Annotated in this window: 14 protein-coding genes; 3 read left to right on the top strand and 11 right to left on the bottom strand. The window is 72.8% G+C overall.

The window, feature by feature from the left end; translation table 11 throughout:
- Positions 1–8: 8 nt before the first annotated feature.
- Both ACIWVC_RS25240 and ACIWVC_RS25235 read right to left on the bottom strand, forming a co-directional pair.
- Positions 9–242, bottom strand: coding sequence for a DUF3040 domain-containing protein (locus tag ACIWVC_RS25240; RefSeq protein WP_396449732.1), 234 nt, complete (start codon positions 240–242; stop codon positions 9–11).
- A gap of 105 nt (positions 243–347) precedes the next feature.
- On the bottom strand, positions 348–1,043 hold the full coding sequence (locus ACIWVC_RS25235) for a helix-turn-helix transcriptional regulator (protein WP_396454649.1): 696 nt from the start codon (positions 1,041–1,043) through the stop codon (positions 348–350).
- 134 nt (positions 1,044–1,177) lie between these two features.
- Between ACIWVC_RS25235 and ACIWVC_RS25230 the strand changes: the two genes are divergently transcribed.
- Both ACIWVC_RS25230 and ACIWVC_RS25225 read left to right on the top strand, forming a co-directional pair.
- A complete protein-coding gene (locus tag ACIWVC_RS25230; RefSeq protein WP_396454648.1) occupies positions 1,178–1,726 on the top strand; it encodes a DUF2231 domain-containing protein in 549 nt (182 codons plus the stop codon).
- Positions 1,723–2,154: a hypothetical protein gene (locus tag ACIWVC_RS25225; RefSeq protein ID WP_396454647.1), complete on the top strand. Its 432-nt coding sequence runs from the start codon at positions 1,723–1,725 to the stop codon at positions 2,152–2,154. Before ACIWVC_RS25230 ends, ACIWVC_RS25225 begins: the two co-directional genes overlap by 4 nt.
- Before the next feature lie 154 nt (positions 2,155–2,308).
- Here the strand turns inward: ACIWVC_RS25225 and ACIWVC_RS25220 are convergent, their stop codons facing one another.
- Complete coding sequence (locus ACIWVC_RS25220; RefSeq protein WP_396449728.1) at positions 2,309–3,730, bottom strand: MFS transporter; 1,422 nt, start codon at positions 3,728–3,730, stop codon at positions 2,309–2,311.
- A 65-nt stretch (positions 3,731–3,795) separates the two neighbouring features.
- Here ACIWVC_RS25220 and ACIWVC_RS25215 point away from each other — a divergent pair, with 65 nt between their 5' ends.
- Positions 3,796–4,287: a winged helix-turn-helix transcriptional regulator gene (locus ACIWVC_RS25215; RefSeq protein ID WP_396449727.1), complete on the top strand. Its 492-nt coding sequence runs from the start codon at positions 3,796–3,798 to the stop codon at positions 4,285–4,287.
- A 59-nt stretch (positions 4,288–4,346) separates the two neighbouring features.
- On the opposite strand, the gene ACIWVC_RS25210 is transcribed toward ACIWVC_RS25215, so the two are convergent.
- From ACIWVC_RS25210 to ACIWVC_RS25175, 8 genes are all read right to left on the bottom strand, one after another.
- Positions 4,347–5,018: a GTP-binding protein gene (locus tag ACIWVC_RS25210; protein ID WP_396449726.1), complete on the bottom strand. Its 672-nt coding sequence runs from the start codon at positions 5,016–5,018 to the stop codon at positions 4,347–4,349.
- Positions 4,999–5,433: a DUF742 domain-containing protein gene (locus ACIWVC_RS25205; protein ID WP_396449725.1), complete on the bottom strand. Its 435-nt coding sequence runs from the start codon at positions 5,431–5,433 to the stop codon at positions 4,999–5,001. The genes ACIWVC_RS25210 and ACIWVC_RS25205 overlap by 20 nt, the downstream gene beginning before the upstream one ends.
- 6 nt (positions 5,434–5,439) lie before the next feature.
- Positions 5,440–5,859 (bottom strand): roadblock/LC7 domain-containing protein, encoded by a 420-nt coding sequence (locus ACIWVC_RS25200; protein ID WP_396449724.1) that lies wholly within the window; start codon positions 5,857–5,859, stop codon positions 5,440–5,442.
- Positions 5,856–8,564, bottom strand: coding sequence for a nitrate- and nitrite sensing domain-containing protein (locus ACIWVC_RS25195; RefSeq protein WP_396454646.1), 2,709 nt, complete (start codon positions 8,562–8,564; stop codon positions 5,856–5,858). Before ACIWVC_RS25195 ends, ACIWVC_RS25200 begins: the two co-directional genes overlap by 4 nt.
- Before the next feature lie 82 nt (positions 8,565–8,646).
- A complete protein-coding gene (locus ACIWVC_RS25190) occupies positions 8,647–9,021 on the bottom strand; it encodes a hypothetical protein (RefSeq protein ID WP_396449722.1) in 375 nt (124 codons plus the stop codon).
- Between the two features lie 42 nt (positions 9,022–9,063).
- Positions 9,064–9,603: an ATP-binding protein gene (locus tag ACIWVC_RS25185; protein WP_396449721.1), complete on the bottom strand. Its 540-nt coding sequence runs from the start codon at positions 9,601–9,603 to the stop codon at positions 9,064–9,066.
- A 129-nt stretch (positions 9,604–9,732) separates the two neighbouring features.
- Positions 9,733–10,314: a PadR family transcriptional regulator gene (locus ACIWVC_RS25180; protein ID WP_396449720.1), complete on the bottom strand. Its 582-nt coding sequence runs from the start codon at positions 10,312–10,314 to the stop codon at positions 9,733–9,735.
- 144 nt (positions 10,315–10,458) lie between these two features.
- Positions 10,459–12,369, bottom strand: coding sequence for a fatty acyl-AMP ligase (locus ACIWVC_RS25175; RefSeq protein ID WP_396449719.1), 1,911 nt, complete (start codon positions 12,367–12,369; stop codon positions 10,459–10,461).
- Position 12,370: the final 1 nt, after the last annotated feature.

Below are 12,370 nucleotides of genomic sequence, written 5' to 3'. Positions count from 1 at the left end.
GCCCCCGCTCAGCCCGCCACCGCCGCGGCGATCGCACCGAGCGCGACGATCGACGCGATCAGCACCGCCGTCAGCGTCCAGCACAGCCTCCGGCTCGGTTCGAGACGCTCCCGGCGCGGCGGCGTCTCGGCCGCCGCCAACCGGTTGAACATGGCGAACCGGGCCGCGAGCTCCCGGTCCTCGCGGCACAGCCCCATCTCGATGAGCGCGAGGACGCGGCTCTCGTGCAACGGCAGGCTCATCGCTCCTCCAGGCCCGTCGGGGCTACATCGGCGCTCCTTACTGACTAACCCGGAGAAGCAAGATCTATCGCTCAGATCTATCGCAACCGACCTAATTGGGACAGATCACTCGTCGCGCGGGCCGAACTCGACGCAGCAGTAGCCGGAGTGGGGGGCGAGCTCGGCCCGGACGCTGGACGCCCCGAGGCCGTCCACCATGCCCGCCAGGAAGGCGTGGTTGACCCTGCACACCAGCCCGGGATCGTCCTCGGCGAGCGGGTGGAACGGGCAGTTGCGCAGCCGCAGCCGCGTCGGCCCCTCCCGGTCGGGCTCGAACCCGTGCCGCTCCAGCACCTCGGCCGCGCAGGTCAGCGCCCGCTCGGTGCCGAGCCGCCCGCCCCTGGCGGGCCGGCCGGCCTCGCCGAGCGCCCGGCCGCGCTCCTCGGCGGCCCGCAGCGCCGCATCCCGCGCGCTCTCCCCGGGCCGCTGCCCGCGCACGGCGTCCAGCAGGATGCTCGCGAGCAGCGCGTGCTCGCGCTGCGGGATGCTGACCCGCACGTCGACGCCGGACGGCTCGTACACCTTCGGCGCCCGGCCCACCCGCCGGACGCCGGACGGGTTGGCGTAGCGGGCGCTCAGCAGCCCGGCGTCGACCAGCTTGTCGAGGTGGAACGCGGCCAGCTTGCGGGAGATGCCGACGCTCGCCGCCGCCTCGTCCCGGGTCACCGGCGCCTTCGCCGCGCGGATGAAGGCGTACATGCGGCGCCGCAGGTCGTCGCTGAGGATCGCGGCGGCCGCCAGCCCGGCGGAGTCGGAAGTCACCCCACCACCCTAACCCGCGATCACGGTAACACCCAAAAATCTCGACGAAACCGGATGAGACTCCCCTCGGACTCGCCCCTATTGACGGATCACTGCTATAACACCAATACTCGTTGGTGAAACAGGAGGTCGTCATGGACGATCCGCAGCAGCAGGCGAAACGCCCGGTGAGCGCGCTCGCCGGGAGCTACGGCCATCCCCTGCACCCGATCTTCGTGACGGTGCCGATCGGGGCGTGGGTGGCCAGCCTCGTGTTCGACGTCGCGTCGCACGTGGCCGGCGACCCGGGCTTCCTGGCCGAGGGCTCGCTGTGGCTCATCGGCCTCGGCGTCGCGGGGGCGCTCGCCGCCGCCGCGACCGGGTTCCTCGATCTGCTCGCCGTCCCGCCCGGGACGCGGGTCTTCCGCACCGCGCTCGTCCACATGTCCCTGAACCTGGCCGTGACGGCCGCCTACGCGGCCGCCTTCGGCTGGCGCCTGGACGACACCGGCGGCCCGGTGGCCCCGGGCCGCATCGCGCTGTCCGCCGCGGCCCTGGCCGCCCTCACCGCGTCCGGATTCCTGGGCGGGAAGCTCGCCTACCGCTACGGCGTCCGCGTAGCCGACGAGAAGACGCAGGCCGAGGGCTTCACCCGGACCGGGACCGCACCCCGTCACACCGCCGACCAAGGAGAGAACGCATGACCATCGCCGCACTCGTCACCTGGCTCATCACCGCCGCGGGCGGCTTCTACATGCTCGGCACCTGGATCACCCGGGGCGGTGCGCGCGGCGGGACGTCCCGCCTGCCCGTCCCGGTCGTGTTCGGCCACTTCGCGCTCGCCGCAGCCGGCCTGGTGGTCTGGATCATCTACCTGCTCGCCGACGCGCAGGCCCTCGCCTGGACGGCCCTCGTCCTCCTCGTGCCCGTCGCCCTGCTCGGCTTCGTGATGTTCTTCCGCTGGCTGGCCGTGACCCGCGCCCCGGCCGTCCGCACCGCCGGCGGCGCCCCCGGCTCCGCGCAGGCCGCCGAGGCCCCGGAGCGCGCGTTCCCCGTCCCCGTCGTCCTCGGCCACGGCCTCTTCGCGGTGGCGACCCTGCTCCTCGTCATCCTCGCCGCCCTCCAGGCGTAGCGGGGCGGAGCGGCAAGCGCCACGGAGACGAAATACAGCAGGCACCTCTGGCCATGAGGTGCCTGCTGTGGGTCGGGCGGTCGGGCGAACCGGACCTCGCGGTCCGGGTCAAGGCTTCGTCCGATGCCCGGGTTCTTCTGTTCTCAAGGCGGGGTCAGGTTCCGGCGACCACTTCCTTCTCTGGCTCGGGGACGGGTGGGGCGGGCCGAAGGCGGCGCGGGGTCATGCCAAGGGCGGCGATCGCAGCGATCACCATGAACCCGGCGACCATCAGCCAGGCGTTGACGTAGGAGGCGTGCACCTCGGGCCAGCCGCGCGGGGTGCCGAGGGCGGCGACGGCGAGGCTGACGCCGAGGACGGTGCCGATCTGCCGGCTCATGTTCACCACGGCGCTGCCGGTGGCGTAGCGGTGGGACGGCAGCTCGACCGCGGCGGCCGACAGGATGGTGGGGAGGGCGAGGCCGACGCCCGTCCCGCCGATGAGCCAGCCCGGCAGCAGCTGGGACGCGTACGCCGGCGCCGGGCCGAGGCTCATCGCGATCATGGCGACGCCGAACGCGCACAGCATGCACCCGACGGCGGTGATCAGACCGACGGGGACCCGGGCCGCGGCGAGCCGTCCGGCGATGAGCGCCATGATGGGCACCATCAGGGGGCCGGGCGCGACGGCGAGCCCGGTCCTGATGGGCGAGTAGTGCCAGACCTGCTGCATCCACAGCACGCCGAGCAGCAGGTTGGCGGCGAACGCGACGGTGAACAGCAGCACCGCGGCGTTCGACCAGAAGAAGGTGCGGACGGCGAGCAGCGCGGGCTCGATGACCGGCGCGGGGTGCCGCAGAGAGCGCAGCCAGAACCAGGTCAGCCCGAGCAGCGCGGCGCCGATCACGACGGTGGTGCGCTCGCCCGGCCAGTCGTTGATCTTCACCAGGCCGAGGGCGAGCAGGGCGACCGCGCCGGTCAGCACGGCGGTGCCGGGCAGGTCGGGGACGCGGGCGGTGGCGCCCTCGCGGGAGTCGGGGACGAGCCGCAGCGCGAGCACCACCGCGGCGATCCCGATGGGGACGTTCACCTCGAACACCCAGCGCCAGGAGACGTCGACGAGGACGCCGCCGATCGCGGGGCCGGCCGCGGCGGCGATCGCCGAGGACGCGGACCAGATCCGCACCGCGCCGCCGCGCCGCGCGGCCGGCATCGCCGACAGCAGCAGCCCGAGGCTGGTGGGGATGAGGGCGGCGGCGCCGGCGGCCTGCAGGACGCGGAAGCCGACGAGCCACCACAGGTCCGGGGCGGCGGCGCACGCCTGGGAGGCGAGCGTGAAGACGGTGAGGCCGAGGACGAGCCCGGCCTTGCGCCCGTACCGGTCGGCGAGCCGGCCGAGCGGGACGAGCAGGGCGGCGAACACGATCGCGTAGGCGTTGAGCACCCAGGAGAGGTCGGCGATCGGCGTGCCGGCGAAGTCGCGGCCGATGTCGTCGAAGGCCACGTTGACGATGAACAGGTCCAGGCCCGCCATGAAGGAGGCGACGGAGAGCACCGCGAGGACGGGGCCGGTGCGTACCTGACTTTGTTTCACCATAGTCAGGGACGCTAGCGCCCGGCCTGACTTTGGTCAAGCGAAGTCAGCAGGTTTATAGTGGTCGCGTGACAATCGCACTTGAGGGGCACTTCGCCGACCGCGACGCCTGGTCGATGCAGAACTGCCCGGTCGCCCGCACCCTGGCCGCGCTCGGCCCGCCCTCGGCGGTGCTGGTGCTCAGCGAGGCGTTCTTCGGCACCAATCGTTTCGGCGACTTCGTGCGCAACCTCGGCATGACCGAGTCCGCCGTCACCGCCCGCCTGCGCCACCTCGTCAAGGCGGGACTGCTCACCCGGGAGCCGTACCAGGAGCCCGGCCAGCGCACGCGCTACGAGTACCACCTGACCAAGATGGGCCTGGACCTCGCACCCACCCTCGTCAGCCTCATGGAGTGGGGCGAGACGTACCTGCCACACGAGGAGGGGCGCCAGGTCATGCTGACCCACGCCCGCTGCGGCGAGCGCGTGACGGCGCAGGTCCGGTGCGCGGACGGCCACGACGTCGCGGTGGACGAGATCATCATGCGCCCGCCCCACCCCGAGGAGCAGCCCGATTAACCGTTGAGCTGCGGCGTGTTGCCCTTATGACCGCGCCGATAAGGGCAACACGCCGCACGTCAACGGGACCCGCCGGCGAGGCGGAGGGCGTGCTCGACCAGCGACACGAGGACCTCCTTCGCCGAACCCGTGCGGCGCGCGTCGCACATCAGCACGGGCACGTGCGGGTCGATGTCCAGGGCCGTCCGGATCTCCGGCGGGTCGTAGCGGTCCGCGTCGTCGAAGCAGTTCACCGCGACGACGAACGGCGTGCCCTTGCGCTCGAAGTAGTCGATCGAGGCGAAGCTCGCCATCAGCCGCCGCGTGTCGGCGAGCACGACCGCGCCGAGCGCGCCGCGCGACAGCTCGTTCCACATGAACCAGAACCGCTCCTGGCCCGGCGTCCCGAACAGGTAGATCGCGACGCCGTCGCGCAGCGTGATGCGCCCGAAGTCCATCGCCACCGTCGTGGTGGTCTTGGCGGCGACGCCGTCGAGGTCGTCGACGCCGATGCTCGCGTCGGTCAGCGCCTCCTCGGTGCGCAGCGGCCGGATCTCGCTGACCGCGCCGACCAGCGTCGTCTTCCCGACGCCGAAGCCGCCGGCGACGAGGATCTTCAGCGCGACGCGGGGGCCGTCCTCCCGGTCGCCGGCGTCGTCGGACGCGGGCGGGGCGTCGTAGCCGGTGGAGAGGGCACGACCCCCCGCGCTCCCCTGGGCTACTCCGTCGGTTCTAGAGCGCGCGGAGTTCATCGAGCACCATCCTGAGCAGGTTCTGGTCGGTATGCGGCTGGATCATGGTCGGCTGCCCGGTCGGCGAGACCGGCGTGGACCACCGCTGGACGTCCACGAGGCCCGACTCGATCAGGTCGCCGGCCAGCACCCGGATCACGCCGAGCGGCAGGTTCAGGTCGGAGGCGAGGTCGGCGAGGGCGTGCGGGCGGCGGCACAGCGCGAGCAGCCGGCGCTGGTGGCGGGACAGCCGCCCCGGCTCGGCCGGCGGCCGCCCGGTCGCGACGAGGATCGCCACGATGTCGAGCGGCTCGCCGGCCGGCCGGGTCCGCCCGCGCGTGACCGCGTAGGGGCGGACGATGGGCCCGGCGGCGGCGTCGAGCCACCGTTCCCTGCCGGGACCCCGGGGAGCACCGGGCACGTCACTGGGGTCCATGGCGGGTCACCTGGGTCCGGGGCCGGCGGCGCTCTGCCTGATCCCGGTGGACAGCTGCCGGCCGACGCGCTTGACCAGCATCGTCATCTCGTAGGCCACGAGGCCCGCGTTGGCGCCGACCTCGCTGAGCAGCGCGAGGCAGCTGTTGGCACCGGCGGGCACGACGAAGAACAGCCCCTTGTCCATCTCGATGAGCGTCTGCCGGATCTCGCCGGACTCCAGCTGCGGCTTCGCGCCGATCGCGAGGCTGTGGAACCCGGCGGCGAGGGCCGCGAGGTACTCGGCGTCCTCGCGGCCGACGCCGCGCGACTTGCCCATCACGAGCCCGTCCCGGGACAGCACGACCACCTTGCGGATCTGCGGGACGCGCTCGACGAGGTCGTCGAGGAGGAAGTTGAGCTCGGCCGCGACTCCCTGCTGGGTCATGATCTTCCCTCCATGCCGTCGGCCGGTCCTTCGTCCTCGTCCCTGCCCCGCAGCCAGCCGGCCTGCAGGGAGGCGAACAGGTCGCGGGACGCCTCCGCCGAGCGCTCCTCCCACGCGGCGATCGCGTCGTCGGGAGGCGCCGCGGCGGGTTCGTCGAACCCGTCCGGGTCGCGCAGCTGGGGCGCGAGGTTCCCGCCGCGCACGCGGCGCGGCAGCGGGGCGCGCCCGCCGTTGCCGGCCCGGGCCTGCGTCTCGCCGAACGAGGCGGGCGCCTCGTACCGGCCCGTCCCCGCGTGGGGGTCGTGGCCGTAGGCGGGGATGCGCGGGCCCGCGGCCTGGAACGGGCGCGTGGCGTCGAACACCGGCGGCGGCCCGGGCGGGGCCTGCGGCGGCGTCTCGGACGGCGAGCCCCCGTACGACGGTGGGGCGCCGTACGACGTCGGGGTCTCGGTTCCGTCGTACGCGTTGAACCCCACCGCCGCGTCGAACTCCGGCCGATCCTCGGTGGACGCCGGCGTCTCGGGCGGCGCGGCCTCGTAGGCGAGCGCCGTGTCGAAGGCGGTGTCGGGCGCCCGGTCGGGCGCGCCGTTCGCGGGCGGCGCGTCCCGCACGGTGTCGTACACCGGCGCGTTCAGCATCGCGGTCGACGACGGCGCCGACGGCGTCGGCCACTGCCGCGTCGAGCCGTTCGCCGCCGCGCGCCCGTTCTGCCCGCCCGGCCCCGCGACCGGGACGTCGCCGTTCGCCGCGGCGTCCTCGTCGTCGGGCTGGTCGACGTCCACGATCAGCTCGCGCGGGATCAGCACGACGGCGCTGACGCCCCCGTACAGGGACGGCTGGAGGGCGACCTTGATGCCGTGCCGCCCGGCGAGCCGGGCGACGACGAACAGGCCGAGCCGGTCGGTGACGGCCAGGTCGAACTCCGGGGGCCGCGACAGCCGCAGGTTCAGCGCGTCCAGCTCGGCCTGGTCGAGGCCGATGCCGCGGTCGATGACGTCGACGGCGAACCCGTTGGCGCCCATCTCGCCGCGCACCAGCACCTCGGTCGGCGCGGGCGAGAACACGGTCGCGTTCTCGATCAGCTCGGCGAGCAGGTGGATGATGTCGGCGACGGCCTCGCCGATCACCGCGGCCTGCCCGGTGACGACGACGACCTCGACGCGGGTGTAGTCCTCGACCTCGGCGACGGCGGCGCGGAGCACGTCCTCGACGTGCACCGGGCGGCTCCAGCCGCGGCCCGGGGACGTCCCGGACAGGATGACGAGGCCCTCGGCGTGCCGGCGCATGCGGGTGGTGAGGTGGTCGAGCCGGAACAGGTCCTCCAGCGCCTTCGGGTCGGACGCGCTGCGCTCCATCTCGTCCAGCATGCGGAGCTGCCGGTGCAGCAGCGACTGGCTGCGCCACGCGACGTTGAGGAACACGCGGCTGATGCCCTGCCGCAGGTACGACTCGCGGACGGCGGTCTCGATCGCGGTGTGCTGCACCTTGGTGAAGGCGTCGCCGACCCGCGCGACCTCCCGGGTCTTCCCGATGACGAGCGGCGGCGCCTCGGCGTCCACGTCCACCTCCTCACCGCGGCGCAGCCGGGCGACGACGCCGGGCAGCCGGTTGTCGGCGAGGTCCAGCGCGGCGCGCTGCAGGCCGCGCAGCTCGCGGGACAGGCTGCGGGCGGCGAGCAGGGACAGCACGATCGACGCGACGACCGCGAGCAGCCCGAACCCGCCGGCGAGGACGAGCCGCATGACGATCCGCTCGCCGATCGGCTTGGCCAGTTCGTTCAGCGCGAGGCTCGCCTCCTGGACCTTCTGGCCCCACGCCTGCGACAGCAGCTGGGTGGTGGCCTGCCAGTCGGCGGCCTCGGCCGGCAGCCGGTCGCCGCGCGCGTTCACGATCGCGTCCTCGGCGGCGCGGTACCGCTTGAACTGCGGGGACGCGGCGAGCTGCGCCAGCGGCCCGCGGATCTGGTCGTTGAGGTCGGCGAGGCCGGCCTCGAACTCGCGCCGGCCCTCCGCCGCCCACTGGACGAACGCGGTGTGCTCGGCGGGGGTGAGCCGCCCCTTGCGCGCCATCGCGGCGGTGACGAGGGAGTCCTCGCGCAGCATGTAGGCGCGGGCGTTGCCGATGCCGATCAGCGCGCGGCCCTGGGTGAGGATCGCGACGTCGTTGACCGTCACCAGGCCGTCGAAGACCTTGATGACCTGGTCGAGCATCGTGCTGTAGGAGTTGATGACGTCCAGCGGGGCGACCTGGCCGGAGTCGACCCGGCCGCGCAGCCGCGGCAGCGTGTCGAGGGCCTTGATCGCCTCGGCGAGGCGCTGCTTCGTCTCGGGCTGCGCCGCGTCCTGCGCGTCGGACGACAGCGCGGTCCCGCGGAAGGACTTCTCGACGGCGCTGACCCGGGCGCGCTGGGCGCCGAGCTTCTGCTTGTCCTTGGCGTCGCCGGAGACGAGCGCGACGACGCTGAGCGAGCGTTCCGCCTGGAGCTGGTTCACCAGGAACAGGCCGGGCATGCCCATCTTCTCGTACGTCGTCGAGAAGTCGTACTTGTCGAACGCGTCGCCGAGCGTGATGTTCGCGGCGAACGCCCACAGGGTGATGAGCGAGACCAGCGGGACCAGCAGCAGCGCCGTGATCCGCAGGCGGATGGGGCGCCGCCGCCGGGACTTGCCGCCGGGGGCGCCGTCGCGGGGTGTCTTCGAGGCCATCAGATCACAACCTCATGCCGAGGGCGGGCCGGTATCGCGGCCCGTGTCGTGGGGGGATGCGGGGTGTGTCGTTACCGGGGTCTCAGGGGCGCACCTCGTCCAGCGCGGCGCGGGCGACCAGGCCGCGCAGCCTGCCGGAGATCATGGCGACGGCCTGCGCGTGGCCGCGCGCCGCCTTCTCGCGCGAGGTGTACTGCCCGATGTCGGCGTGCATCGCGTGGTCGGACACGATCGTCTGCCAGAGCAGCGGCCGGCCGTTCGCGGCGATGCCGAGATCGACCACGGTGAACCAGGTCGAGACGACCACGACGACGGCGCCGACGCGGATGACGTCCTGCGCGAGCAGGCGTCCCCGCACGTCCAGCAGCAGCCGCTGGGCCTCCTCGGCCGTGGCGGGCCGTCCGTCCGCCCGGTAGTAGCCGACGGACGGGTGATGAGCGGGCGCGTATTCGGGCATGGCACTTCCATTCGCCGAACCGGGGGTCTGCGAACGGGGTGCTCAGTGCGCCGGGTGCTCGTCCCGCGGCCAGGCGCGCAGCTCGCACCACACCGACTTGCCGGCCGGGGTGTGGTCCGTGCCGTGCCGGTCGGCCATGACCGCGACGAGGAACCAGCCCCGCCCCGTCTCCTCCATGAGGTCGACCCGGCGCGGCCGGGGGACCCCGGCGCCCTGGTCGTGGACCTCGATGCGGAGCCGGACGCCGGCGCGCAGCAGCCGCAGGCACAGCGCGGCGCCGGGCGCCGTCGCGTGCCGGACCGCGTTGGTCACCAGCTCGGACACCAGGACCTCGGCGTCGTCGCGGACGTGCGCGATGCCGGACGCGGCGGTGACGGAGCGGCTGAACCGCCGCGCCCGCGGGACGGACGCCCGCTCGGCGGGCAGCGTCAGCTCGCCCAGCAGCAGCGGGGGCGGTTCGTCGATCACCGGCAGGCCCTGCGGCGCGGTGAGGGCGGTGCCGCCGGCGAGGGCGCCGGCGGGCAGTGCGGCGTTGGGGAGTGGACTGCTAGGGAGTTCGATGGTGTGGTGTTCGCCCGACATGATGAACGCCTCCTTGACTAAGGCGTGTCGCCCGGGTCCAGCCCGGCCGGGGTGCGAGGCTGGGGTGGGCGTGGGGGGTAGGCGCGGATGGCGCCGTCTTCCGGAGGGGCGCGGGCCGCATGATGCCGGTCACGACGGCTCGCCCCCCTCGGCATGGGTGCCCGTCCGGCTGCGCAGCAGCCGGGCGGTGCTGGTGAACCACTCGTAGTTCTCCTGCTCGAAGCGGCGGCCCCGCAGGCAGGTGAGGTACGGGCCGAGCGGAGACCCGGTGCGCAGGAAACTCTCCTCGTCGAGGTCGCCGCGCAGGTGCTTCAGGGTGCGCTCGAAGACCTCGACCTTGGCGGCGGCCGCGACCGCCCTGTCCTCGAGCTGCGCGATCACGGATTCGGCGGAGATGTGGTCCACGGCCTGGACCATCACGAGCAGGTTCTCCCGGATGATGCCGGGTTTGGCCGGGGTGCCGGCGAACCGCTCCAGTTCGTCGATGCCGGCCTGGGTGACCGTGTACACCCGCTTGTTGGGGCGGTCGTGCTGGATGATCTGCCGTCCGCGGATCAGGCCCTCCGTCTCCAACCTCGACAGCTCCGAGTAGAGCTGCTGCGGTACGGCATGCCAGAAGTTGGAGACCGACAAATCGAAGATCTTGGCCAGCTGGTAGCCGCTGTACTCGCCGTCGAGCAGCGCCGCCAGCACCGCGTGACGTAGCGCCATCGGCCTTCTCTCCCCGCCTTGACTCAGGGTTGAGACCGACGTTATCAGACAAAGACATGATTAGTCATGCTTTTGACTAGGATTGGTCAGTGCGAATTTTTCGATCTTCGAATTCGCATGTCAGAGGGGTCATGGGCGCGGTGTTCATACGTGCGCCCGCCTGAGGCCGGAGACGCCCGGTTCGAGATCGTCGGCGAGCGCGGCGATCTCTCCGGTGAGGAACGCCTCGCGGGTGAGCCGGCGCTGCATCTTGCCGCTCGTGGTGCGGCGCACGGTGCCGCGCGCGGCGAGCACGACGCTCACCGCGGGCAGCTCGAACGTCCTCGCCACGCGGGCCTTGATGAGGGACGCCAGCTCCTGCAGGGGCGTCCCCGTGGCCGCCCGGGTGCTGATCTCCTGGACGATGACGACGTGCTCGCGGCCGCCGTCCAGTCCCGCGGCCGTCCCGCCGGAACCGGCGTCCGCACCCCCGTCGCCGGTGCCGCCGGCAGTCCCTCCGACATCGGGGTCAATGGCTCCGTCGATGGAGAACGCGGCGCCGACCAGCGCGGCCGGATGGGCCGCCCGCGCCGCCTCCTCGATGTCGTGGGCATGGATATTCCGGCCGTTCACGATGATCAGATCCTTGATCCTTCCGGTGACGAACAGTTCGCCGTCCAGGACGAATCCAAGATCACCGGTGCGCAGATAAGGGCCCTCCCCGTTATTGGTGCGGGCCCCGAAAGTCCGCCGGCTTTCTTCAGGGCTGCCCCAATAGCCCCGGGCGACGCTCCCGCCCCGGACCCAGATCTCGCCGACGCGCCCTTCCGGGCGCTCGGCGCGCGTCTCGGGGTCGACGATGCGCACCTCCAGGGTGACGGGCCGCCCGCTGCTGACCAGCCGCCTGACGCCACCGCGGCCCCGGCCTCCCGCGGCCCCGCCGGTCAGTGCCCCGCCGGTCAGTGCCCCGCCGTTCAGTGCCCCGCCGTCCGCACCGTTGCGAGGGACGGCCACGTCCTTGGTGAGGGCCTCGGCGTCGAAGTCGCGGATCACCGGCCCGCTGCCGATCGGCGCGCCGGTGACGAGCAGCGTCGTCTCCGCCATCCCGTAGCAGGGCATCCACATCTCGGGCCGGAACCCGACCGGGCCGAACCGCTCCGCGAGCGCCTCCAGCGTCGCCGCCCGGACGGGTTCGGCGCCGTTCTTGACGACGGTCAGCGAGGACAGGTCCAGGCCCTCCAGCTGCCGGTCGGTGACGCGGCGCAGCGCGAGCTCGTACCCGAAGTTCGGGGCGACGGTGATCGTCCCCCGGTACCGGGTGATCAGCTCCAGCCACAGCACGGGCCGCTTGATGAACGTGATGGGCGAGGTGAACACGTACCGGCAGCCTAGGTAGAGCGGTTCGAGGAACTGGCCGACCAGGCCCATGTCGTGGTAGTGCGGCACCCAGCCGACGCCGACGGTGTCCGGCGAGCCCTCGATGCGGCGCTTGATCTCCTCGCCGTTGCACAGCAGGTTGCCGTGGCAGACCATCACGCCCTTGGGGTCGCTGGTCGACCCCGACGTGTACTGCAGGAACGCCAGGGTCTCGGGGCGGAACTCCGGGGGCGTCCAGCCGCCGGGGTCGGCGTCCTTGGCCGCCTGGGTGTCCAGGCAGTGGACGCGGTTGCGCAGCCCGGCCGCCCGCAGCCACGCGTCCAGGGTGGCCCGGTGGGCGGTGTCGGTCAGGATCAGCGCGATGTCGGCGTCCTCGATGATGCGGCGGGTGCGGCCGAACCGCCCCGCGTCCAGGTCGGGCAGCGGCGCCGGGACCGCGATCACCCGCGCGTACAGGCAGGCGAAGAACGCCGTGATGAACTCCAGGCCCTCCGGATACAGCAGCAGGACCGCCCGGTCCCGCAGCCCGCGCGCCTCCAGGCGGCAGGCCAGGGCGAGCGCCTTGCGGTCGAGCTCGGCGAACCCGAGCACGTTCTCCTTGTACTTGCGGCCCGGCTCCTCGCTGATGAAGGTGAACGACCGGTCGTCGCCGTGGGTATGGATGTTGTCCCGGATGAGCGACACGAAATCCGTGTACACG

The sequence above is a fragment of the Actinomadura sp. genome, assembly GCF_044508335.1.
In the GTDB taxonomy this organism is placed as follows: Bacteria; Actinomycetota; Actinomycetes; order Streptosporangiales; family Streptosporangiaceae; genus Spirillospora.
The sequence above is the reverse complement of the archived record's forward strand: the minus strand, read 5'-3'. Positions and strand labels throughout refer to the sequence as shown.